The organism is Anaerovibrio lipolyticus DSM 3074, assembly GCF_900141865.1.
GTDB classification, from domain to species: domain Bacteria; phylum Bacillota; class Negativicutes; order Selenomonadales; family Selenomonadaceae; genus Anaerovibrio; species Anaerovibrio lipolyticus.
On record NZ_FQYW01000004.1, the window covers coordinates 201,229 to 225,975 of the forward strand.

The following is a 24,747-nucleotide window of genomic DNA, read 5'->3' on the forward strand; positions in this document are numbered from 1 at the left end:
TCTTTAATAGTATCATTCGTGACTATTTTACGCAATATTTTAAGAAAAATTATTCGACTTAAAGAAAACTGCCGCACATTTATAGATTCCAGCAAGTCCTCATTGCAAGACTCATCCAAGTCCACTACATCAAACATTAACGCTTGCTTTTTACGATTATTTATGCACCCCAATGTTGATTTAATCGTAAATGCAGTTGGAATTGACACCCGCACCTGTAAAAAATGGATTTCCGTGCTGGAAACCTCTGGCATCATATATCTTCTACAGCCTTATATGGCAAAAATATCCAAACGAATCATCAAAGCACCAAAAATATATTTCTTGGATACAGGTCTTTGCTCGTACTTATGCAAATGGCCCAATGCAGAAATGCTAGAAAACTGTGCCATGAGCGGTGCATTTTTTGAAACCTTCGTTGTGAGTGAAATGATAAAAAATGCTTATGCCCATAATTTAGATCCACACTCCTTTTTATTCTACTACCGGGACATTGATCAAAAAGAAGTGGACCTCATTTACGCTGAACAAGGAAAAATATACCCTATCGAAATAAAAAAGGGCGTTGCCCCAAATAAACCGACAAAAAATTCCTCTGTACTAAAAAAATATGACCAGGACATCCAGCCTGGTCTTGTAATTGATACCTGTGACAAAATCCGCCCCATAAATAAGGAAGCATGGACGTATCCGGTCTATATACTGGGATTTTGATAACAACAAAAACTGCCGTGGATATGAGCATATCACGTCCACAGCAGTTTTAAATTTTTCCGACTTATTGCAACAGACTTAATACATTGCTACTGTTTTGGTTGGATTGACTAAGCATGGTCTGGCCGGATTGGGCCAAAATTTGAGCTGTCGCCAGCTCCAAGGAGCTCTTGGCCATATCTGCATCACGGATAACAGACTCCGCAGAGGTGGTGCTTTCCTGGTCAGTTATGATATTTGCTTCCGCATGCTCCATGTGAACTATCTGGGCACCGATTAAGGTGTTGGCGTCAATAAGGTATTGCAGCCCCTTGTCCAAGGTGCCCTCTATCTTTGGAGGGCCTTCCTGCCCCAGCAGCTTCTCCCGCTTTTCGCTGGTAAGCACGCTATAATCATCCAAGGAATAAGCTCCTACCTTGTAGCCGAAAACATGGTCCATAGTAGTCTGTGGAATCCGCACATGAATATTGGCACTGGAGCGGTCAGTGTGATGAATTACCAAATCATTGACATAGACATATCGCACATCCTGTACTACGTTATCCAAAACACCGTCGGCAATTTTGGCTCCCTTTTCCTGCCGGTCCAAATATCTGCTATCGTTCAACACTGTATAACGACGGCTGTCATAAATGGTTATGCTGCCATTTTCATAGTCCGCCGCCAACTGGAAAAAGTGCCTGTATTCGTTGGTCAGCCAATCCTGTAAGCCATGTGGATTTTTATTGCCATCCCCCTCATAAATCGTCTTAACCAAAGATTTAACATCTGTTACATCAGACACATCCACCACAAAGGTTTTTATATCCAACGCCTCAGTACCACTGGTTGGACGATCATCGTCATCTGGACTTATACCGTTTACGAACTGCAGGTTAACCCACTGAGATGAATCTGTAGCACAATAAAATCTTATGCCCTTACCATTTAATGCCGAAGGAATATCACTATCTGCTACCCCCTGAGAGGAAAAAGCACTGGCAAAGTCAATGGTATAATCCCTCAGGCCGCCTTCCCTAAATACCATATATTGGTCATTGCCCACAGTACCTGGCTGGCTTGCATTAATCTGCACCCCGGTTATTTCATCGGAGCTGTTCTTTATCGGTGAAGCATAGGAACCAAGCTTTGCGGTTATCAGATTGGCAAACGCCTCCGACACAGTTTTTCCGGACTCTACACTGGTTCTTATAGAATTTAAATCAATCGTAGTAGCTCCATTTATCTTGTTTATGCTTTCCAGGGCAGGAGCTTTGCCTGAATCAATAAATTCATAATTGGTGGAATTATAACTTCGATAGAAGGCTTTGCCCACCATGCTGTCTATTAATTCCTCCGCCTTATCAGCATCGGAAATATTATACCCAGACAAATCCCAATCCCAATGAGCTACAGCGCCATCAGCCGCATTACGATTATTAGTAATCCCTGAAAGAGCCGTTGCTGCAGTGTAATAATCCGGTGTAGTGGTAGCTGAAGAAGCCGATACTCCATCTGACGCGCCATTGCTGTTGCCTGCAGTACCTGCATAATTAGCCGTTAAAGTCATGGTTCCACCAGACAGTTTTATCGTCATATTGGCAATGCTAAAGCTACCATTATAATTTTTACCAACAGTATAATAACCATTGCTCCTATCATAAGACAGCTCACTGCTATCATTCTTAAACACGAGATACGCCGTACTGGAGGTGCCATAGTCAGTGTATCCCGTCAAGGTAATACCTGAACCCACTGGTACGCTACTTATACTTTTAGTGGCTGTTGCCTTTACTGCATCTTTATCCTTAACATATACCTGAACAGTCTGATCAGTTGCCGGGTCATGTCTTGGCTCATAATGTCCCTCTTCTGCCTTACCACCACTTAGACTAAAATTCCCCAAGCCAGTTGCCTGTGCCGCTGTGCGATCCACACCGGCATTATAAGCTCCGCCTGCCAAGGCTACACCCTTTACATTGTAATAGTTGGTATTATTATACGCAGTCTTATTATCGTAGCCACTGGAAGGTGCTTTAGTAGTAAGGGTTACCTTTTCACCACTGACCGCAACACTATAATAACTCCCTAGATTTGAAGTTATCTTGTTAGCTATTGCCGTAGCAACCTGACTGTTATTCATACCAGAAATATTGATTTCATAAGAATTGCCACTATTTCTGTAATTCTTGCTTGTGTCTGTGGTTAAAACATAAGTAATGTTATTACTATTAGGGTATGTGACCGTAAACGCCGTATTGTTTAGTCCAGCATTATTCAAGCCAGCCAAATTTATTTCAATAGTATTCGGTGTATTTTCCGTCCCACCATGAAGCTTGGATTGATTAACATTAGTATTTGCTGCAGTATCATAACCAGTTATAGTAGTTGCACTAATATTTTTCAATGTGTAGCCATCATAGGGTACACTATCTGATGCACTGCCAAAGGTATCAAATGGGCCAAGCTCACCATCCAAATCTCCTTGAGTATCAGGAATCAAATTCAGACTGTCACTGCCCTCCACCAGCTCGGCATGATCCAACACATTCCAGCTTTTTACAGTCTCCTGCACCGTATTACCCAACAACAGCAGCTTCTTATTGAAAGTAGTCTCCGCTGCTATGTCATTTATTTCTTCATAATAATGGGTAATTTCCTTCTGAATAATCTGTCTGTCAGTATCCGTATTGGTATCATTATGTGCGTCAATAACCTTCTCTTTTATGGTACGGAGAAGATTAATCTGACTCTGTATGGCCCCTTCAGCTGTTTTCAGCATGGAGGCCCCCTTCTTTACGTTGTCTTCATCCTGACCAAGAGCCCTTATGCGCACCCGCATCTTCTCCGAAATAGCAAATCCGGAGGCATCATCCCCGGCATTACGGATTTTCTCCCCCAAAGCCAGCTGAGCTGATGCCTTATCCTTCTTTTTTGTATTCTTGTGCAGTTCTCCAAGAATCATATTTGACGAAATATTGTTTACAATTCCCATCTTGAGTCCCCCCCGAAAACAGAAATCTTACTCCAATAACGCCTTGCTAAATATTATTGTAGTAGACTAAGTACCGCTGATGAATTTTGATTTGCCTGGCTAAGCATGGACTGAGCAGCCTGTAACAGAACATTATTTTTGGTGTAGGCCGTCATTTCCTTGGCCATATCACTATCCCTTATTACGCTTTCAGCCGAAGTGACATTCTCCGAAGCAGTAATAATATTCGCATCGGTATATTCAAGACGACTACTGAGGGCACCAATCTTGGTAAGCTGATTTAGTGCCCGCTCAATGGACTTGTCCAGCTGAGCAATGGCATTTTCTGCTGCGCCCTGAGTCTGAACACTAAGGTTCTTGCCATCCTTGTCCTGAAGGCCAAGGGATTGCGCATCAGCGTTGGAAAATACTGCATGTATGTTTTGAGCCGCCTTGGTGCCAACCTGGAAGAACAAGCCGCCCCTAATGTCCATATATTCCATTGGCCATTTAACTTCAAGACCATTTATAAAGGTTGAATCGCTATCCGGATTAGTCCAGAATTTCACCGAACCACCCTCCGGGACAACAGACTCATCTGTCTTGTCGATGCGGCTAACCCCGGCATCACGGCCGGTAATAGCACCAGTATCCTCGTTTGGCAGGATAATATCGCAATATGCCTTCAAAAACTTAGTGCCGTCGCCAGCCTTTGCCTCATCAGCCGCCATCTTCGTTTTCAAATCAGTAAAAGATTTAAATTTCCCCTGCGTCGCAGAACTAATGGCTGCATCAATACGTTCAGATGTCATAGCACCCTTGCCACTGGCCAAGGACTGCATAAAATTACTCAGAGAATGCTCCGCTGTAAAACCGCACTGAGCCGCCATATACCTGAACATTACATACCCAGCTGCATACTGATTTACATTACCAGTACCAGAGCTGGCACTAAGGGTAGATGCTATAGACTGGCTATTTGCCAAGGACTGAATAGTAGGCCCTCGATCATCATCTATACCGTGAACCACCTCAGCCGCACCTTCCGTAATACACTCATAAAGATCGCTAAAGCCTTCAATAGACGCAGCCATAACAGCATGGGTCATTTCATGAGCAATAGTCCGGTCGAGATACCCAGCTGTAGGATCCGTGGTAGAGCCATTTACATCTCCATCAACCAAATTCTTATAATATTTCATATTGACCGTCATGGTTAATTTGTTAGTAACCCCATCCATGTAAGTATAGGACACATAGGCCAAAGCATTGTTGTCTTCCTCTTTAAAAACCACATCCATCTCATTAACACTGGTATTGCCCTTATCAAAACCAAGACCTGTAGAACGGGCAATCAAATCAAGGCTGTTTCCAATCCACTCAGTATTAAGAGCCGCCATAATGGTCTGCTCCTTGCTGTAGGTATGGTCAGCCGAGCCATCAAACAAATATTTTCCATTAAAGGTAACCAATGAATTGTCATTAAGCTGGTCAATCTGCTGGTCAATATCCTTTTGTATAATCGCCCTATCAGAATCAGTATTGGTGTCATTGGCCGCATCAATAGCCTTTTCCTTCATGGTACGCATGATAGCCACTGAATTGGATAATACGCCGTCTGCGACCTTCAACAGGCTCCGGGCATTCTGGGCATTCTGGCTGTCCTGATCCAGACTGCGAATCTGCGCCCGCATCTTTTCCGAAATACTGTATTCAGACGCACCATCTCCGGCACTATTAATTTTCATTCCAGAAGAAAGCTTTTCCAGACCTTTCTTCATGGCCTTGCTATTTTTATTTGTTTCACCCAAGATGGTCATTGCCGCTATGTTATTATTGATAACCATTGCCATAATAATCACCCATATCTTTAAATCAAAAACAACAACTCTTATCATATTTATCGTAAAACAATATGAAGGACTAAAGTCTAAGTTAAAAAAATATTTTATAGCCAATGGCCGTGTTTTCATTCAGCTATTTTTCCGGCAAAATATCTTCCTATTTTGGCAATAAATGCCAATGTCTCCGCCTTCATCTCATCAGGAAATGAAGTCAGCACCGGTGCAGTTTCAAAATTCAGAACTCCATCATATTTAATGGCACGCAGTCCGTTTATAAAGCCCTCCCAATCAGTGGACGACTTATTCTCACGTGTCTTGGCAAATGTAAAAGGAATCTGATGCAAATCCATTACACCATCATTATCATGGATATGAAGCATCTTTAGCCGATGACCGAGGCGGGTCAAAAAGTATTCAAAATCTATTCCAATGAGATTAGCATGGCCTGTATCAAAACAGAATCCCAACACCTCTGCTCTGTATTGTTCATTAATCCGGTCAATCCGTTTAACAACCTTATCCACATTACAGCATGGTCCTTCCACCAGATGACCATTGATACTGTCATAGAGATTTTCGATGCAAATGGTTATCCCCATCTCCTTAGCCATGGGGGCCAGATAATGAATAAAACGCTCGGTCTCCTCCCACTCGGCATCCTCCGAGCCTAAAAAATACACCAGCTTGAAGCCATGAATAACAATATAGGGACACTCCAGATAATGACACATCTGCATACTTTTAGGCGCCATCTCATTCCACAGGTAATCATTCAGCTCAGCCTTGCCCTGGGGAACATAGGCGGGGTAGGGCATATGCATCTGACCGATAGTTATACCATATTTAGCGGCCGCTTCCTTATGAGGACGAAAATATTCCTTCAAAGCCTCAATAGACTTATCAAAGAAGTGACTGTTCTTCATCTGGTATATGTCTTTATTAATCATGTACTTGTTCAGACTAAAATCCACATGAGAAAAACCTGCTTCCTTTAAGATACGAAACCCATCCTCCGGGCAAGCATCATCAATAGCCTCTTTTGTCTGAACGCCGATACCACGAATTGCCATTTATTTCACCTGCCCCTTCCATGCATCTGATTCCAAACGGGTGAAATGGAACGATGGCATAAATTCATCATTAAATCTCTCGATAGGATTTTTTATTCCCATATCCCGCAGCAGCTGCTCAATCTCGTCATAATATGTGTTACATATAAAAACTGCACAGTCTGCCGGTAATGCTTTTAAATCCTCCGGATTATGAATTGTAAGACCACAAAACTCATTTCCCCACACATTGGAATTATTGTCACAGGTATATAATGGCGGATATTTTTCACCATAACACTTCATATAGGCACGACACATATTGCCTGCCCCAAACAGAACTCTGGAGGAATATTTATCAAGGAAAGCCTCCATGTCCACCTGCCATTCCAGATACTTAGCCACTTTATGGGCAAACTCCCATACCGATGGCCGAAGCAATGTTGGTATGGCCGCCAAGGTTGTGGAAAAATTCATAATAGCTGGTCCATCAAACCTGATTGCCCGCAACCCGCGAATCAAATTAAGCCAATCAAACTGTGAACCAGCTCCATTGGCAGCAAAGAAAGGCATCATTCTATTATGGTGAACACCATCATTTTCATATAGATATAGTGACTTTAAGTGAGCCCCCAAGGTAGTCACGAAATCATACATATTCTGTCCCACCAAATTGCATAGTCCCGCATCAAGGCAGAAGCCAAATATCTCCGAACCAACCTTATTGTTGAGTTCATCAACGAAAGAAACCGCCTGAACCGGCTCACTACAAAATCCCCTTACAAAATGCCCATTAAGATTACGCAAACCATTCACAACCAAAATAGTTATATCTGCTTTTTGGGCACACTCCGCCAAGGACAAATAAAAGTCACGATTTATGGATATACTGTCCTCAAGACTGTCACCTTCAAAGGGGTGCACTATAATATATTTACAGCCATATTCGCCTGCGTATTCAATACATTCCTTCACTAAATCGGATTTAATTGCTTCCATATCTGGTATTTTTTGCTCTTTTACAAAGTTAGGAGCAAAAGCCATTCTGCTTTTCAAGCCCTGACGCTGAGCTTCTGCCATGTAATTTTTCATCCACTCACGCCAATGCTCCAGCACCTCATCCCGCTTTTTAGGCAAGGCAATACCGCCGGTAAACATATTAAAATCAAGCACGATTTCATCAAATCCTGCCTGACGAAATTTATTAAATCCATTTCTTGGGCGTTTAACCTCCGCAATGCCCCCTGCAGAGCAAACTATTTTCATAACAACACCTGCCACCTAACTATATCTCTTGAATCATTTGTTCAATCCTTGCATCATTTGGATAGCATAAACTCAATCGATAAAACAGATTCATCCACAAAACATCATCCTGAGCTTTTAGCTCATGCAATAATTTCAGCGTGCTATCAATATCCAAAGGATGCTGGCGAATTTCTCTGCTGTATTCCTCGCTGATTTCACCAGCAATAAAATCGGGAACATCTATACAACGCTTCTCAGACTTCCCCTCAGAAATTTCTATAATGTGCCTGTAGCTTTCCCTGTAAAATTCCCGTTCTGCATGGGCACCGTGGGGAGCTCCCCAGAAATTTTCATCACAGAAAAAATATCTGCTCAAATCTATCACATAAGGATCAATCAGCTGAATAATATATTCTTCAAGCTCCCGAAGCTGCACATTATATTTATCAGAACATTGATACCAGTTTTTCAAATTATCTGGCAATAAATTAACCAACCCGTTTTTCCCAAAATAATAGGTCCCTGAACGAAAACGGTTCAAAATTATATGATCTGCATCATACTTCTCCATAATTTGGGCAAAAAAGGCATCAATGTACGGACGCCAAAGAGCTGACGGCAGGTTGAAGAAATTGGCCAACCGATATTCCTGGGCAGTATCCCTGAACACCTTGGTATTCATAAACTCAGCCGCGCAGCTTGAAAATATCTCCTGTCCCCGTATGACAAAATCATTCTGGAAATCATATAAATCAATGACCAGAAAATCAGCATCCGACTCCATCAACAACTGAACCGTTGATTTATCCATGCACTGCTTTAATGCGTGAATAGCCTTTTTATTCCATAATTCTTCTTTTCTCACTGAAGCAACTTCCTCAGTGGAAAAAGGCGAGGGCAACATTGCACAAACAATATTTTCCTTATCGAGAAAATATCCCAGCTCCATCCCTTCACCATATACGCCGTGCATGTCCCTGTTGCCGTTCAGCATGGAGACCCGCGATACACAACTACCCAATATATTAAATTTCATTTCCAGTGCCCCCAGAAAAATCTAAGTTCTAAAACCTATATCAGCCGCTCTGTTATAAGCTTCTTCAATTTAGTTGATGACGTACTCTGGGTATATGGGAAGAACACCATGGTACTCCCCCGCTCCTCCAGCCATTCTTTTTTTCTCAGCCATACTGGGTCGTGCTCATAATCACTACCAGAAAATTGCACATCAAAATGATACAGCTTCCAAGCCATTTCCGTACCAGGGTTTTCTATAGGAATTACATGAGCCTCATCCACATATCGGCAGGAGCGTACTATCTCCAAACGCTCCTCAAATGGCACAAAAGGTTCTACCTTTTTGCCTTCACGCACTTGTCTGTCAGAAACGACCCCCACGATAAGATAATCGCACTGCTCCTTTGCCTTGCGAAGAAGATTCAAATGACCATAGTGAAACAAATCAAAAACACCTGCGATGTAGCCTACATGGTATTTTTTAGGCTTGACCTTAGTATCTGTTACGGATTGTATAACAGGCTTCGTCCTATGCGGATACATACGATTTGCCTCATAAATGCTATATTCTGTAACACCCATTTCCTCCAGCTGCTTCATAACTGGGGCATAGTTTTTTATACAAATAATCACCTTGTACTCACCCTGTCCCAACTCTTTCAATATCTCAGGTGATACAATTTCAACATCATTTATCTTTTCGCCCCAACGCCTGTCGTTATTATCAATTATCTTGTATACAGGATAGTCAACACCATAATAAGCCATAAATTTCTCGGCAAACTTTCCAGAACCAAACAAAAGCAGTTTGCGGGAATCAGCATTATGAAAAACGTCCACGAAAAGCTTTTGGTATTTATCTGCTGAATAATTCATCCGATGACGATTAGAACTAACCAACTCCGCATTCCGGCGATGTTTTGAATAAAATTCCTGCAAAACATCCCTATTAAGCAGGTTGTCCAAAAAATCTTTTGCTTTTTTTTGCCATTCATTACGATATTTCAGCAGATTATACCGTGCCATAAGCTTTTCAGATGGATACAGTCTTTCCAACTCAATATTACCTGTATAAAATGATACAATCATGCGCATTATTATAACATTGGCAGGATAATTCTCTATACAAAACTCCTGATCAAAAAACTTAAAGGTGCCATCTATATAAAAGCTATTTAGAGGTATCATATCATAATAGCCTCTTTTAAGGACAACTCCCCGTCCATCGCCGCTATCCTCCGACACATGCTCAGAAGATTGCAATATTATAGCACGGAATTTGTCCATGGCCTGTAAAAAGCCATCCACATCACTGGCTAACAACTGGCGAAGGTAAACCTGCCCCAGGGGTGCATCAACAAAAGGCATCCAATAGGAATTCCCCTTCACCTCCCCCATAATATTGGAAACACCATGAGCTGTCAAAACCTCACTATGCTCCCGCAATTTTTCCAAACGTTGCTGTCCTACTGGATATGCAGCTCTTTTCTCCACCCTATCATTTGCATGAATTATAGTCATAAAAGCATCAACATCGTCACGATCCAAGGAACATGTCACGCTATTGACATCAGATAACACACCATGTTTGACACACTCAATCAAGTAACCATTGGCCATTGAAAACCACAGGCCGTTATCTACCATACTGCTGTAAAGTCCATTTTCTTCCAAAAAAACCGTTTCTGGATAATAATAAAACGGAAACAAACGAGTAGACATATCTTCCCTAGGGATTATATGCTCTTCAAATAAATGGGATGGGATGGATAAATCTGGCCACACAGAAAAAAACTGATTTTTAGTAAAACCAGCTTCCTTCAACATAGATACCATTTCTTGATGGCTATACATCCGCCCAATAAATTGTTCTTCCACCTTACCCCGATAGTCTTCAACACCGTCAAAATTACGCCCTGTATAACAGTCCCTATCACCGCAAAAATAACGGATGCCCAACCGATTATTCATGCCCAGCAAGATTTTTCCTTTATCATTAAGTACACAGAATAATGTTTTCAACACCTCAACTGGGCACGATGTTTTTTCCAGTTCCTTTATCGAAATTATATAATCAAAGCTTCCCCTATTTGAATCACGCCAAGCAGCATTATCCAAATCTTCAAGACAGCACTGAACTATCTCAAGCTGTCGTTCCTTAAGCATATCTAACAAAGCATGACCAGCATCACCAATGAACAAGGCTCTTGAATTTGGTGAAAAATCATACCAAGCTAACAGCCCAGTTGCCATTTTTCGTATCTGTTGCTCAGTTTTGTTCCCGCTATCCAAAGTCTCTCCCCCTGCTTTAACTCTTAAAGAATTAACTCTCTCACTAATGTCCCTATATCATAATGCTCAAAATTCACCAGATATTTACGCAAATCATTGGTCATAGGGATAACATTTATATAACCTTTCTCACGCAACATTAACATTATTTCTGGCTGACCAGCTTCTTTCACCGACAATAAAAATAAAGATTTTTCTCTTACGCCATTGTTTTCAATGTCGGACAACGGCATAACCTTCTTGCCCATTACCTCATCAAAATTACTAACACCACTTGTAACAACAAATCCGTCAAAGTTCAAGTTTTGGTTACTCAACATTGTTGCTATCTCACAACCGACCTTGCCAGCTCCATAAAGGAATACTTTATCACTGTTTTGCACCTTACATTTCAAAAAGCTCAATAATGCCTCTCTTTTTTGTATTTCCGCATATACTTTGTACAAAAAATTATTTTTATCAGCCAATATGTGCATAGCTTCCCTAAGATGGTCTTTATTCACCCAATAGGCAGGATTTATTTTCCCCTCATTCCATGCTTTATAAAAATACTCTATCATCTTCACCAAAAATTCATATTTGAACTCCATTGCTATGCGGCCATAGTTCCATCTATAGGTGCTCCAAGCCATAGCTGGCAGTAAAGACTCCACTTCCGAATGAAGTTGGGGCTTGGATGATAAATATTCTTCAATGAAATGGTATTCGTCAAAAACACAATAAACTTTTTTTCCAGAATTTACAGAAGAAGCCTCATTATCCCGGCGATAGCAAATATACGCATCCTCCTTCAAAACCACTCGCTCTGCACAAGCAAAAGCAATAAAATTAAATGAAGTGTCCTGATATGATGCCCCTGGAGTCTCATTAAACTTTATATTATTTTTTACAATAAACTCTCTTTTATAAATAGCGGACCATATGGACGGGTTATAGGAAAAAACTTCCAAGGCAGTATGTCGAGGTTTAAAAACCTTATCGAAAGGCCCATTCTTTAAGGCATCGGAGAATTCCTTGTTACCATTTCTGTAATTCCAATAATTTGACTTTACTATATCTGCATCACTCGCTACAGCAACCTGATATAACTCTTCAAACATATTGCCGGCAGTAAAATCATCGCTTTCCAGAATACCAATATAGTCTCCCTCGGCTGCATAAAAGCCAGTATTCATAGCATGTCCATATCCGAAATTTTCCGTACTGATGACTCTAATGCGAGAATCTCTATCAGCATATTCATTTATAATATCCAGAGAATTGTCTGTAGATCCATCGTTAACGCATATAATCTCAATATCTTCCAGTGTCTGGGCAATCAAGCTCTCCAAACATTGTGGAAGATATTTTGCAACATTGTAAATTGGAACTACTACTGAAATTTTAGGCATTATATATCCCCCATCACAAATACGCTAATGATAATATTGAAGCAATATCTCTTTTACATGAATTCATCCATATTATCTTTTCCTCTGGAATATTCCAAATCTCTTTAAGCTCTTTTATAGCCTCTTTTGCAGTGGATTCATTATATATTGCTACAACAAGGTGGTCATAATCTATATCATTTACGAAAGAAACAGGTTTTACTTCATATTTTAGACTATCAAGAAATTCACTAGCTGTTTTCCCATCACTTTTCTTGGCCTTATCATAATTCTTATCTACTAATGCAACTATATCGTCACCATGTCCATGCAACCATAATTCCTTGTATAATGCCTGACCGCAGGCCCCCGCTCCGTAAATCACAATTCTATGTCTATATAGTTTTTCGATTTCTGAAAAATACCATGAACTTTTTTGTCCCAAATCTATATCATACAATCCACGAAGAATCCTATTATTCAGATAGACGGCATTTTGATATAGCTGTGGCATTAAAACATTTCGATAAGGCGACGCTTCAAATGCTTCTTTCAAATTAGAAAACAATCGATACATATTTTCCGGTTCATTTTCATTGGGCTTCAACTCTGCAGAACCAGTGCGTTTAACATAGTGATAAAAATATTCACGCATTATGTAAATGCTTTGGCACTCCAAACAATATCTGTAAAGAATCATTTCATCTTCACAGTAAAATACACGGGGATCTATTTTTTCTATGACCTTTTTCAATTTTGATGTTCTAAACAATTTAGAAACCAAATAACAGCGCATGCCTTTCATACCAACAGAAAAGTCATGAATTAGAGTCGGAAATATATCCCTTTCCAAATCAGTGTATAGCCCTGCTTTATAGTTATCATAGTCAATCCATTCATTACCATCTACACCATGAACCGAAACATCCGATGATACCAAGTCGCAGTCATTATCTACCATAATATTGTATAACGAACTGTACATATCAGGCTCTATCCAGTCATCACTATCAACAAATCCTACGTAATCTCCAGTTGCCCACTCTATACCATTCTTTCGTACAGTTGCTATGCCTTTATGTTCACACTTAAAGATTTTAATCCGGCTATCTTTCTGCGCATATTCAGACATTATTTCATAGCTGTTATCCGATGAACCATCATCAAGCAATAAAATCTCTAAATTCTCATAAGTTTGTGCAAGGATACTATCCAAACATCTTCTTAAATATTTTTCAACATTGTAAACTGGAACAATAACAGATACTTTAGCCATCTTAAAGTTTCCCCTTAAAATTCATTAGCCCCAAAATAAACTCTGCTGCCCTTTCACTGGCATGACCATCCTCATGAACTTGATATTTATTAAATAAGTTTTCAACACATTTACGATATTTTACTTCATCAAAAGCTTCAATATTTCGCTTTAACTCACCATTGCTTACAGAAATTGGGAATGGCAGCTCACGATAATCCAACAGTAACTGACGCTCATGTTTTAAATACTCGTCCAGATCTGGTGTAAACAAAAAAATGGGCTTATATACATAAGCAGCTTCAAAAATAATACTTGAATAATCAGAAATCAGTGCATCACAACAGGCAACCAATTCCTGGCTATCATCATACTTAGATACATTCTTAACATAATCCGGCAATTTAATACCATCCGCACTACTTGCAACAGACGGATGTAAACGCAGAAGAATAATCCATTCTCCATTAAACTTATTTGTTAAGCTGTCACGCAATAATTCAAAATCAATACCCTGTTCCGTATGCTGATGAGCAAATGACTCATCCTTAGACACACGAAAAGTCGGTGCATATAGTAACACTTTTTTATATTCAGATATTCCCAACTTATTTCTAACAACATTTTTAATCTCTGGTTGAAAAATAATATCACTACGAGGTGAACCCACCCTAACAAAGGGACCGTTATACATAAATCCTCTTCTACACGAATCCTCATCAAACTGGCTTCCTGAAAGAATATAATCCGTCCTTGCAGCCTCTTTTTTCTGAAACTCCACCGCTCCGGGCATAGATGCCCATTTCATATCCTCACAGCTGAATTTTTTTAATGTTATACTGGACCAATGTTTAACCTGAAAATATATCTGACCACTTTTTTTCTTAATATCAGCATCTACAGACAAATCTACAATCCATATTTTGGCTGTAGAAATCTCATAGTAATATGACTCAAAATCATATCGATATACCAATCTAACCTTTCGCGAACAATCAGAAGGTCGTTTATTAACAATCCAAACTACATCAACTGTATCATCCATTTGTAACAACTTTTGAGTTATAGCCTTACCATGCTCTCCATAAACATCAGCAAAAACAACGACTTTTTTATCAACTAATGGAAGTTTGTCATACTGTTCTCTTTTAGTCACTAAATCATTGTTCATCTTAGGGAGTGAATATACATTGTAAAAACTATCAATATCAATTCCCTTTAATATTTCATCATCGTATCTCGTTGTAATGAGTAAAATAAACTGGGATGTATCTGCAGAGCTAGTAACATCCTCGAATGAATGAATTATTGGATCTTGAACGTGTTGTTCCTTCAAATTAGGATAAATGCTAAAAATGTTACGATTAACCTTACTAGGAGAATTATCTATAAGGGCTTTAATATTAACATTGGTGCCATAATTAAGAAACCATTCGCACATTTTTCCCATTCCAAAAAGTATTACCTGCTTTGACCCTGCATCTTTATAGAATTGACTCCACTGTTGATTCATCATCCTACTCACCCATCAATAATATTACGCTCCGTAATAATCTTTCCGATTCCATAGACCAATTTCAATCTCAGGAAACTCCTTCCAGTTCGGAGCATCTTCATTGCGTGGCAAATTGATATCTACTTCTTCAAATGAGTAACTCTGCTTTCTAACAAATGTAACCTCAATTGTATTTGCATATGGTTGTCCATTAATGTATAACACCTTACCACAATTGTTAATGTGATAGTGGACTACTTGATGTGTACTATTTATTTTTTCTAGTATTGAATTGTACCTCAACAGTTTATCAAACTTGAGCATACCATGAAATTCAACCACAATTTGGGCAAATTGGCTTAACATTTTTTCAGGCATTGATTCAAAAACGCCCCACTCCGCACCTTCAACATCCATCTTTAATATCATATTATTCATTTTTTCATGATGATTTATTTTCAAAAAAGTTGCCAACCTTTTTAACCTTTCAGTTTCCTCATAACCAGTTATTCCTTGTTTTGTAAAATGAAATTTTTCATTTCTTTCTGGAATGTCTTCAATAGTATGGTCATACATGTAGATATCATATCCATATTTTGACATTGCCAAATCCCAGGAAACATCATTACAAATCCCTATTGAATATGCTACCCCTCCAGGTAAATCATCTACCATAACATAACCGCCATCATTGACGTCCCCAATGCGAATAAAACCGCAGTCATTGACATTCATTATTGACAGTAATTCGTGAAATCGTTGAATATTTTTTCGTAAATCATCATTAAAATAATTGAGACTCAAATCTACAACTCTGGTAACATTCGTTGGTGTTAATACCATCCCATTTGGACAATCAGAAATGATATAAGTGCTATCCATTCCAGCCGCAATCAACTTATTTGCCACATCAAACCTATCACCCTCTGATAGCATGGCAACAACTATATATGAATTTTTATTATGCTCAACAAATTTATTTAAATCTGCAACTGAATTAGAATCTACCCATTTTATATCACCAGTATAATTTGCAGCTACTAATTCTGCGTAATATTGGCTTCCCACATTACCTGTACCCCAAATAACAACAGAGGCATTCTTGGGTATACTGGAAAACGGAAACATATGACACAATGCATAATTAAACTCTTTCACCCTAATACTTCCTCTCAAGAAATAAATTGATCTTTTATTGCTTCCATAACCTGCTCCGCGGTAATTCCCCACATACATTCCGGACGGTCTAACCTACGATAGCATACAGAAAAATCAGTATCCAGATAATAGCACTCACTACAAACCTTTGATACTATATTTATATTTTGCGGATAACCAAAAAAGTGAACTGGGGTAGGCCCAAACAAAACTGCACATCTAGTTCCTAGCTGTGTGGCAATATGTACCAACCCGCCTTCACAATCTAAGTGCAATGATGAATCCTGAAGAATATACTTAACCGTCTCAATATTTTCTCCAAATACATATCTGTCTGCGCCCTTTATGTGATAACTTTCTTTCATGCCTAACTGAACAACGGATATATTAGGATTCTCAAGCTTAAACAGACTTAAAAATTCTTCATATCGTTTAATAGGCCATATTTTATTAGGTATATATTTATTATCATCCTCATGCCCATTATATCCCCAACCAAAATTAATAGTAATGTACCTGTCAGGTAGTTTTAATTTCTGAAATTTTTCCTTATATTCCTCACATAATGGAATGTGCACCTTCGTGTCATTGATAGGAAATAAGCCATCAAAAGCATATGAAGTATAGGCATTTATCCCCTTCTTTTTACATCTTGAAAATAAAACATTGTTTTCAATAACTCGCGTATTATCAAGATATTCATCATTTATTATCGTTAAAAGCTGATTAATTTTACTTGCAAATCTGCTATTTTTCTTTTGTATAGATTCATGGTTGACATGATACATCTGTAATATATAGCCAGGATAAAAGGCTAAATCGTAATTATAACAAGTGCCAGTGAATGGAACAGTTTCATTGGAGTTTATTTGGTTAATACCTTCCTCGTCTGAAAAAAGGACCTTTATAAAATCGTAAATAGATCCATCTACATATAAATCCAAAGATATGGCATTACCAAACTCTTTAATCAGTTCATGGATAAACCGCTTGGAAATAATCGCATCCCCCAGCCCTTTTCCCAAAAGAACTGCCAATGAAATGGCATTGCTAAAACACGATGCCCCAACAGGTGCTTTGTTATATACGCTTAAAATTGCACTTTTTTCAGAAAAAATTGGTGAATCAGACACAATTTTCGAATTAGGAACACAATACGTTTGGACCAAATCAGTGGCAACTTTATTACGAATAGAATCATTTTTTATAGCAATCATTACTTTATCAAATGATAAATCTATTAGTTTCTCAGGAGCCACCATTTTTATATCATGTACTTCGAACTTTTGCCATTCCCGATCAGCTACAGCAACAATGTTGGCATAATTTGTGGCTCTCAATTGTTCAATATACTGGTTTCCAATAACCCCCGCACCATATATTACAATATTACTTCCTTGTGTAATTTTTCCAAAAGGAAACAGATATTTCCACATGCCCCCAGCTCCTCATAGTCATTTTACCAAATGATTTTTACCACACAAATGACAATAGAACATGCTCATCATCAAATGGTCATATATCATATGAATATCTTCAGTTATTTGCATACTGTTGATTGGTACATGCAAGGATATATCACTTAGCTTACGCAGTTTACCACCGTCAAATCCAGTCAAGCCAATAATCTTATTGCCATGTGATTTTGCATATTCTACTGCATTAATAACATTTTTTGAATTGCCGCTGCCGGAAATAGCAATTACAACATCACCAGGTTCAATTACACCTCTTAACTGAAACCTAAATATCTCATCAAATCCTATATCATTTGCTATTGCCATTACAGTAGGAACATTATCATTAAGACATTGAAATCTAAATTTATCTTCCACATATTCAGAGACACCTTTGCCGAAATCATTAACAATATGTGAAGCCGTTGCTGAGCTGCCACCATTACCAAAAACATACACTCTCTTATGCTTTTTAGCAGTGTCCAACAAAAGATTTAATGCCTCGTTAACTGCATTAACGTCCAATTTTTTCAACGTTTCTATTTCCAATGCTACATAATCACTAATATCTTGTTTAAAGTCCATAACTTTCCCTACTTTCATCACAGCCATTATCAAGGGCATCTTTGACGGTTTGTTCAACAGCTTCATCAGAAGTATATTTAGGCTTCCACCCTGTCGACAATACCTTTGATATATCATATTTAAACCGCGGCACATCACCTTTCCAGCCCCTGTCACCACCAGTATAGTTGAACTTAACTTCCTTAAGCCCCAATACATCCACTATTATTTCAGCAATATGGGTAACTGTGGTTCCAGCACTCTCAACACTGATATTATAGATTTCTTGGTCCCTTTTTATATCACTGGTTAATCTAACAATGGCATCTATTAAATCAATGACATATATATATGGCTTACACTGTTTCCCATCGCCTAAAATTTCTAATTCCTTAGGATTTCTACGCAATTTTCTAATAAAATCAAAAATAACCCCATGGGTTAATCTAGGGCCAATAACATTGGGAAACCTGAAGATTACTGCATTTATGTCACACATAGATACATAAGATGATATTAAGGCTTCGGAAGCAAGTTTAGCCCCGCCATAATATGAAACAGGCTTAAGCCCACCAGTTTCCTCACGTAGCATAACATCTGGCATTTCCCCGTAAACGGCTGATGTGGAGGCAAAAAATATATTCTTGACCTTTGCTTTTCTCATTCCCTCAAGAATTGCCCTGGTTGTCAGTAAAGTATCGTTAAAGTCGATGGAAGGTTCGTTGCCACCCTTTTGTATATCCGAATTAGCAGCCATATGATATACAATATCAAATTTATTTTCAGTAAATAATTTGTCTATATCAGCTTGATTGGCCAATTCAATTTCATAAAACTCAAAATTCGCGTTGTCCATAAGATGCTCAATATTTTTTTTGCCCATAATGAGCTTATCGGCCACAACTACTTTATCCCCTTTGGCAATTAATGCATCGCAAAGATGACTGCCTATAAAACCTGCACCACCAGCTACCAAAATATTCATATATTAATCTCCCATTAAATAAAATCTTTATCCGTCATTACAATTGTCGAACCGGAATTATCCAGTTCAAACTCCATTTCCCGTAAATCGTGCAAAGCTCTTCTTACATTTCCATGTTTCTTTTCAGGAACATAAAAAATCATAAATCCAGCTCCTCCGGCACCTAACAACTTACCACCAGCAGCACCTGAATTCATAGCCCGCTCGTATACATCATCAATAAATGAATTACTTATACCAGATACCAGTGATCTCTTTAGAAGCCAATTCTGATGAAGCAGGTTTCCCATTGCATCAACATTGTTACTCTGTAGTTTCTCTTTTAATTGACGTGTTAAATCACACATTTTCTTTTGAGCATCTAATTTATCAGTCTCTGTAATACTCTTGGACTGCTTTCTTAATATTTCAGAAGCCGAGTGGCTACCACCCACATAAAACATCAATATGTTCTTTTCAAGTTTTGTATAACTTTCCGGAGCCATAATAATCGGCTCAACATTTACAAATCCATTTGGCATAAACTCATAATACTTTAGCCCACCAAATGCAGCTGCAAACTGATCTTGTTTCCCGATTGGTTCTCCTAGCTTAACAATTTCTACCTCACATGCATCCTTTGCCAGCTTATATTTCGAAACGAATTCTCCTTTATAAGTGTGAAGAAGATGTAGCAGAGCCACCGTAAATGTACTGGATGATCCCAGTCCCGTTCCGGCAGGAATATCAGCCATACTTGATAGCTCCACGCCCTTAATATTAAAATCTTTTAAGCATTGTTTAAAAATTCTATGTTTAATATCATCAAACCTATTTACTATTTCAGTTTGTGAATATTTCAATACTATCTGGTCCCTCTCAAAAGCTTTATGAATGGCAAGATACATGTATTTTCTTATAGTTGTACTTAACACACAACCACCATTTTTTTCATAAAAGCTTGGTAGATCGCTTCCCCCACCACAAAAACTGACTCTAAATGGTGCTCTTGTAATAATCATAAGATGTTCACCCTTTTTATATTATCTTCGTATAAAAAACATATTATTTTAATCAGTTAAAATTTTATTAACAATATCTAACAATGAACCCCCAGATATATCCTGTCCCATATTTTCTCGTCCTATAAAAGCAGTTTTACACCCCGCATTTTTCCCAGCCCCAATGTCGTTTTTGCTATCACCTACCATCCAAGATGCTGTTAAATCTACATTGAAATCACTTGCTGCCTGCAATAATAATCCTGGTCTTGGCTTACGGCACTCACAAATAATCTTCAATTCAACGACTTCGCCATCGTATCCTTTATGAGGATGGTGCGGACAATAATATATAGCATCTATATAGGCACCGAAAGCACCAAGCACCGTTTCCATTTTATTGTGTATTTCCCGCAGTCCGTCAACTGTTACTTCGCCTCTGGCAATCACTGGCTGGTTAGTGATTACAATTGCTAGATACCCAGATGAATTTATTTTCTTAATTGCCTCCTGAACTCCTGGGAGTAATTCAAATTCATCTACTGAACGCAAAAAACCAATATGCTTGTTAATAGTTCCATCCCTATCAATAAAAAATGCTTTTTGCGTACACCTTAAATTTTTTTCTTGTACTATCCCCATCTGTAAATCTCTGATTGCAGACTCAAGCCTCTCCGGGGTCCCCATATCTTTGCAATATTCTGGGCTATCGTAACAAAACATTTTTCCAGTACCACATAATGGCTTAAGTAATTGCCTATCAAGATCAACTTTTATAATATTTCCGTCTACGCCTACTGAACCTACTTCGTCTCTTTTAATTCCACAAATATCCAGTACTTTGGGACTTATTATATGCAAGCCAGCATTTACCCTGTTTTGATAATATTTTGGCTTTTCATCTTCCTTGGTGAGCCACGCCTCAACGCTACTGTCATTATTGCTTATGATAATGCTTGAATCGTAGGGATGACTGTTAGGATGTGTAAATAAAGTAACTAGTCCCCCTTTTGCTCTATGAAAATTAACGAACCGATTAAAATCTATATCGAATAAAGCATCTGCAAGAAGGAACATAAAATCCTCTTTAAGATCCAACTTAAACAGTGCTCCAACGTTTCCTAACGGAATATCTTCAACAAAGTACTCAATATTCACGCCAAACTTTTTACCATCACCAAAATAATCCCTTATTTGTTCCGCCTTATAAGAGACTGTTATTATTATATCTGTATAGCCTTGATCCCTTAATGACTCTATTTCTCTTTGAAGAACAGGCTTACCACATATTGGAATGAGTGGTTTTGGAACCTGTGAATTAACAGATTGTATGCGTGTTCCCTTTCCACCTGCTGCTATTACCACTTTCATAATCGTCTCGTCCCTACGTGTAAAATAAACTCTTTTCTACTCCGTCCATGGAAAATATATTTATAAATTAAGACATTCTATTGAATAGACACCTACACTACTGCATTTGTCATATTCCTTTATTTGATTATATATTTCCTCAGTATGTTTACTATTTGCAATAAATATAGCATCAGGACAACAATCCATCGCAGTCTCAAATGAAAAAACTTTTTTTCCTTCCACAACTTTCCCCTGCATACCTATGTTATTGTCAATCCAGCCAAGCATACGTTTTTCCAAAATATCCCTATGCCAATTGTAAAACAATTTGCCCACAATTCCCGCACCAAATATAAATACCTTCCTCCTTATGTTTATTTCCTCTCTTAACTTGTCACTTATTTCTTTTAATTGGGCCAGCATGTTGTTTAAACCTGAATATTCTTCCTCAATTTGTTTACTAAATCCATTTTTACACTCCAAAAGAAATCTTTTATAAACTGGCAACTTCACAAAACCAATATACCCCCGCAAAAAATCGTTCCACTGTCCAGCCAAAATTTCTGCCAATATATCTTTTGGGTACACCTCTCGTTCGCAATTACGCATTTCAATTTCAGTCAAAAAGTTCAAATATGCCTCTAAATATTGTCCACCTTTATCAACTTGCCTAAAGGTGAAAGCATATATTTCTTCAGGAAATTTCTCCAAGGGAAAGTCCAACATTTCCTTTAAATTGCGTTTACAAACTTCTATTGCATATTTAACCATTTTCGGGGCAAGATTTGTCCCATAGCCAAACTTGTAATCTAACAATACTTCCGGTATATTCGTGAATTTTCCATAGTTTACAGCTTTGCACCACAACTCATAATCTTCAGCAGGCTCGTTCTCATTATATATGAGTCCATTATTTAAAAATTCTTCTCTCCTAAACATAACAGTTGGATGTGCAATCACATCCCTAAATATAAATAATGTTTTTATGCGCTCCGGATCAGTTTCCACCTCTATAACTGTCTGTCTATCTGGCGCTACTATTCGGTAATTTGTACCACAAAGCATAATATCAGGATTTTTTTCCATATAAGCAATTTGTTTTTCAAATCTTTCTGGATATGAATAATCATCGGCATCCATTCTTGCTATATATTTACCAGTTGCATACTGAATTCCTAAATTCAATGAACTGGCAACCCCTTTTTTCCCTGAAGTTCTCTGTATAAGTTTTACCCTATTATCAGTTAACTCATAAGATTTTATAATATCCCCTGAGCCGTCACTAGAATCAATCTCATTTACTATTAAAAATTCAAAGTCCGTATAAGTCTGATTCAAAATACTTTCTATTGATTTTTTTAGGTTATCTTTTTCATTATAAACCGGCATTACCACAGATATCATTGGCATAAAACAGACACCGCCCTCAAATTATATAATATAGAAAAATTATAATAAAAATTGCAACTTTATTCATCACCGATATTCATCTATAGTTTCTTGAATTTTCAAATTTATTCTATCAGCAAAGGATTTCATGCTAAAATTTTTCTCATAAACCTCTCGAGCAGCTTTTTTCATGTCATCTAGTGTTGAATAATTATTAATAACATATTTGATTTTCTCAGATAATGCTTTACAATCATCAGAATGTACTACAAAACCACTTACACCATCTTTAATAAACTCTGCAACTCCTGTCGCATCAGTTGTTATACATATTTTACTGTTCATCATACCTTCAATTATAGCAATTGATAAGGTTTCTTCTCGTGATGGACACACAATAACATCTATTTCGCCAAACCTCTCTCGTATTGCTTTTCGCTCAAGAACACCTGTAAACACCACATTAGATAAGCACACGGCCTTTTCTTTTACGCTAGCCACGTATTTATTTTTTTCATCACACGAACCAATTATAAAGAATGTAGCCTTAATCCTTATATCACCAGGCAACATCTGAATTGCTTCAATTAATAAGTCCTGAGCTTTTAATTCATTCACATCACCAACAACTGCAAAATTTATCGTTCCATCAATGCCTTTTTTAGAATCAGATACCGCTTCATCCGGTATACCTAATGGTAATATCGTATTTACCCGTTGAGGATAATAATAGTCAAACACATCAGCAGCCCACTGAGACACTGCTGCAATATGAGCTTTTGAAAATTTTTTCACATCATTATATTCGTCAAAATAAGTTTTTGTATAATCGTATATCCACTTATATTTCTTCCCGAATTCATGTACCCACCACAAAACAGGAATACTATTACATAACTCACAAACTATTTGAATGTTTTGGAGCGTATTCACTATCGCAATATCATAGTTTTTCATCCAATACAACTCAGTGTGATCAATATATGGTAGTGAAGGACAAACAATAACGTTTATTTTATTGCTTTTTATTGTCTGTAACAACTCTTGCTGAATTGATGGAACCGCTACTGTTACCTCATATACTGCTTTATCTATTAATTTAGCAGCATACAAAATAGCCAAAGAGGCACCATTATAATTCATATCCACAGATATGATTAAAACACGTTTCTTTTTATAATCATTTTTGACTATATTTAATTTAAGAATTCCTTTGTTTTTGAGGCCACAACATTTTTCTAATGATATTATTTGGGTGCTATCCACTTCCATTCCCAAAAGTTGTTGCTTCATTTCATTGTAATACTTGCTGGCAATAGCTATATAATCATATTTCATTTTTTTTACAGACATGGGATTTACTACTTGGTAAGCGTCAAAGTTTAAGTCGTCTTCCCGCCAGCCCATTCTCGTGGGATAATAACACTAACAAATTAAAGTTTTGCCGAATGTCTTCGTGTTTCGGGAAAACTTCAAATTGGAGGTGTTTTCTTTGGCGGATAATTCGTTAGAAATACGAACCAGGGTCCGCATGGCTCAATGGCAGTCAATAATTAAAGAGTGCAAGGAATCCGGCATGACGGTAGCTGAATTCTGTGAAGACAGAAATATCAGTTGGCACGCC

18 protein-coding genes are annotated in these 24,747 nt (G+C 38.1%); 1 reads left to right on the plus strand and 17 read right to left on the minus strand.

Annotation, left to right across the window (positions count from 1 at the left end):
- Positions 1 to 162 precede the first annotated feature (162 nt).
- Positions 163 to 714, plus strand: coding sequence for an ATP-binding protein (locus tag B6K08_RS02120; protein ID WP_080325232.1), 552 nt, complete (start codon positions 163 to 165; stop codon positions 712 to 714).
- A 64-nt stretch (positions 715 to 778) separates the two neighbouring features.
- On the opposite strand, the gene B6K08_RS02125 is transcribed toward B6K08_RS02120, so the two are convergent.
- From B6K08_RS02125 to B6K08_RS02205, 17 genes are all read right to left on the minus strand, one after another.
- Positions 779 to 3,688: a flagellin N-terminal helical domain-containing protein gene (locus B6K08_RS02125; protein ID WP_080325233.1), complete on the minus strand. Its 2,910-nt coding sequence runs from the start codon at positions 3,686 to 3,688 to the stop codon at positions 779 to 781.
- 53 nt (positions 3,689 to 3,741) lie between these two features.
- Positions 3,742 to 5,520 (minus strand): flagellinolysin, encoded by a 1,779-nt coding sequence (locus B6K08_RS13490; RefSeq protein WP_159446666.1) that lies wholly within the window; start codon positions 5,518 to 5,520, stop codon positions 3,742 to 3,744.
- A 116-nt stretch (positions 5,521 to 5,636) separates the two neighbouring features.
- Positions 5,637 to 6,581, minus strand: coding sequence for a sugar phosphate isomerase/epimerase family protein (locus B6K08_RS02135; RefSeq protein ID WP_080325235.1), 945 nt, complete (start codon positions 6,579 to 6,581; stop codon positions 5,637 to 5,639).
- Positions 6,582 to 7,826: a sugar phosphate isomerase/epimerase family protein gene (locus tag B6K08_RS02140; RefSeq protein WP_080325236.1), complete on the minus strand. Its 1,245-nt coding sequence runs from the start codon at positions 7,824 to 7,826 to the stop codon at positions 6,582 to 6,584.
- A 19-nt stretch (positions 7,827 to 7,845) separates the two neighbouring features.
- Positions 7,846 to 8,844: a DUF6270 domain-containing protein gene (locus tag B6K08_RS02145; RefSeq protein WP_080325237.1), complete on the minus strand. Its 999-nt coding sequence runs from the start codon at positions 8,842 to 8,844 to the stop codon at positions 7,846 to 7,848.
- A 35-nt stretch (positions 8,845 to 8,879) separates the two neighbouring features.
- A complete protein-coding gene (locus B6K08_RS13935) occupies positions 8,880 to 11,117 on the minus strand; it encodes an FAD synthase family protein (RefSeq protein ID WP_200810373.1) in 2,238 nt (745 codons plus the stop codon).
- A gap of 23 nt (positions 11,118 to 11,140) precedes the next feature.
- Positions 11,141 to 12,508: a glycosyltransferase gene (locus tag B6K08_RS02155; RefSeq protein WP_080325238.1), complete on the minus strand. Its 1,368-nt coding sequence runs from the start codon at positions 12,506 to 12,508 to the stop codon at positions 11,141 to 11,143.
- Positions 12,509 to 12,521: 13 nt separating this feature from the next.
- Entirely contained in the window at positions 12,522 to 13,763 is a 1,242-nt protein-coding gene (locus B6K08_RS02160; RefSeq protein ID WP_080325239.1) for a glycosyltransferase family 2 protein, read from the minus strand.
- A gap of 1 nt (position 13,764) precedes the next feature.
- The gene (locus B6K08_RS02165) at positions 13,765 to 15,258 is read right to left on the minus strand and encodes a CDP-glycerol glycerophosphotransferase family protein (RefSeq protein WP_080325240.1); all 1,494 of its coding nucleotides are present in this window, start codon (positions 15,256 to 15,258) and stop codon (positions 13,765 to 13,767) included.
- Between the two features lie 21 nt (positions 15,259 to 15,279).
- Positions 15,280 to 16,395, minus strand: coding sequence for an FkbM family methyltransferase (locus B6K08_RS02170; RefSeq protein ID WP_159446667.1), 1,116 nt, complete (start codon positions 16,393 to 16,395; stop codon positions 15,280 to 15,282).
- A gap of 14 nt (positions 16,396 to 16,409) precedes the next feature.
- Positions 16,410 to 17,831, minus strand: a complete 1,422-nt coding sequence (locus B6K08_RS02175) for a glycosyltransferase family 9 protein (protein WP_080325242.1) — start codon at positions 17,829 to 17,831, stop codon at positions 16,410 to 16,412.
- Positions 17,832 to 17,849: 18 nt separating this feature from the next.
- The gene (locus B6K08_RS02180) at positions 17,850 to 18,464 is read right to left on the minus strand and encodes a D-sedoheptulose-7-phosphate isomerase (protein WP_200810374.1); all 615 of its coding nucleotides are present in this window, start codon (positions 18,462 to 18,464) and stop codon (positions 17,850 to 17,852) included.
- Positions 18,427 to 19,401 carry an NAD-dependent epimerase/dehydratase family protein gene (locus B6K08_RS02185; protein WP_080325244.1) on the minus strand — a complete coding sequence of 325 codons (975 nt, stop codon included), beginning with the start codon at positions 19,399 to 19,401 and terminating at the stop codon, positions 18,427 to 18,429. The genes B6K08_RS02180 and B6K08_RS02185 overlap by 38 nt, the downstream gene beginning before the upstream one ends.
- Positions 19,402 to 19,415: 14 nt before the next feature.
- Positions 19,416 to 20,402, minus strand: coding sequence for a GHMP family kinase ATP-binding protein (locus B6K08_RS02190; protein WP_080325245.1), 987 nt, complete (start codon positions 20,400 to 20,402; stop codon positions 19,416 to 19,418).
- Between the two features lie 48 nt (positions 20,403 to 20,450).
- On the minus strand, positions 20,451 to 21,752 hold the full coding sequence (locus B6K08_RS02195) for an HAD-IIIA family hydrolase (RefSeq protein ID WP_080325246.1): 1,302 nt from the start codon (positions 21,750 to 21,752) through the stop codon (positions 20,451 to 20,453).
- Between the two features lie 60 nt (positions 21,753 to 21,812).
- Positions 21,813 to 23,144, minus strand: coding sequence for a glycosyltransferase family 2 protein (locus tag B6K08_RS02200; protein WP_080325247.1), 1,332 nt, complete (start codon positions 23,142 to 23,144; stop codon positions 21,813 to 21,815).
- A gap of 66 nt (positions 23,145 to 23,210) precedes the next feature.
- Positions 23,211 to 24,530: a glycosyltransferase family 4 protein gene (locus tag B6K08_RS02205; protein ID WP_080325248.1), complete on the minus strand. Its 1,320-nt coding sequence runs from the start codon at positions 24,528 to 24,530 to the stop codon at positions 23,211 to 23,213.
- Positions 24,531 to 24,747 lie beyond the last annotated feature (217 nt).

What these genes read in the sequence shown, in the direction of transcription:
- B6K08_RS02135 (WP_080325235.1), bottom strand. Translation starts at nt 6,581, where the DNA reads ATGGCAATTCGTGGTATCGGCGTTCAGACAAAAGAGGCTATTGATGAT.
- B6K08_RS02125 (WP_080325233.1), bottom strand. Translation starts at nt 3,688, where the DNA reads ATGGGAATTGTAAACAATATTTCGTCAAATATGATTCTTGGAGAACTG.
- B6K08_RS02165 (WP_080325240.1), bottom strand. Translation starts at nt 15,258, where the DNA reads ATGATGAATCAACAGTGGAGTCAATTCTATAAAGATGCAGGGTCAAAG.
- B6K08_RS02185 (WP_080325244.1), bottom strand. Translation starts at nt 19,401, where the DNA reads ATGAATATTTTGGTAGCTGGTGGTGCAGGTTTTATAGGCAGTCATCTT.
- B6K08_RS02200 (WP_080325247.1), bottom strand. Translation starts at nt 23,144, where the DNA reads ATGCCAATGATATCTGTGGTAATGCCGGTTTATAATGAAAAAGATAAC.
- B6K08_RS02190 (WP_080325245.1), bottom strand. Translation starts at nt 20,402, where the DNA reads ATGATTATTACAAGAGCACCATTTAGAGTCAGTTTTTGTGGTGGGGGA.
- B6K08_RS02195 (WP_080325246.1), bottom strand. Translation starts at nt 21,752, where the DNA reads ATGAAAGTGGTAATAGCAGCAGGTGGAAAGGGAACACGCATACAATCT.
- B6K08_RS02205 (WP_080325248.1), bottom strand. Translation starts at nt 24,530, where the DNA reads ATGGGCTGGCGGGAAGACGACTTAAACTTTGACGCTTACCAAGTAGTA.
- B6K08_RS13490 (WP_159446666.1), bottom strand. Translation starts at nt 5,520, where the DNA reads ATGGCAATGGTTATCAATAATAACATAGCGGCAATGACCATCTTGGGT.
- B6K08_RS02160 (WP_080325239.1), bottom strand. Translation starts at nt 13,763, where the DNA reads ATGGCTAAAGTATCTGTTATTGTTCCAGTTTACAATGTTGAAAAATAT.
- B6K08_RS02140 (WP_080325236.1), bottom strand. Translation starts at nt 7,826, where the DNA reads ATGAAAATAGTTTGCTCTGCAGGGGGCATTGCGGAGGTTAAACGCCCA.
- B6K08_RS02120 (WP_080325232.1), top strand. Translation starts at nt 163, where the DNA reads ATGCACCCCAATGTTGATTTAATCGTAAATGCAGTTGGAATTGACACC.
- B6K08_RS02155 (WP_080325238.1), bottom strand. Translation starts at nt 12,508, where the DNA reads ATGCCTAAAATTTCAGTAGTAGTTCCAATTTACAATGTTGCAAAATAT.
- B6K08_RS02180 (WP_200810374.1), bottom strand. Translation starts at nt 18,464, where the DNA reads ATGGCTGTGATGAAAGTAGGGAAAGTTATGGACTTTAAACAAGATATT.
- B6K08_RS02175 (WP_080325242.1), bottom strand. Translation starts at nt 17,831, where the DNA reads ATGTGGAAATATCTGTTTCCTTTTGGAAAAATTACACAAGGAAGTAAT.
- B6K08_RS02145 (WP_080325237.1), bottom strand. Translation starts at nt 8,844, where the DNA reads ATGAAATTTAATATATTGGGTAGTTGTGTATCGCGGGTCTCCATGCTG.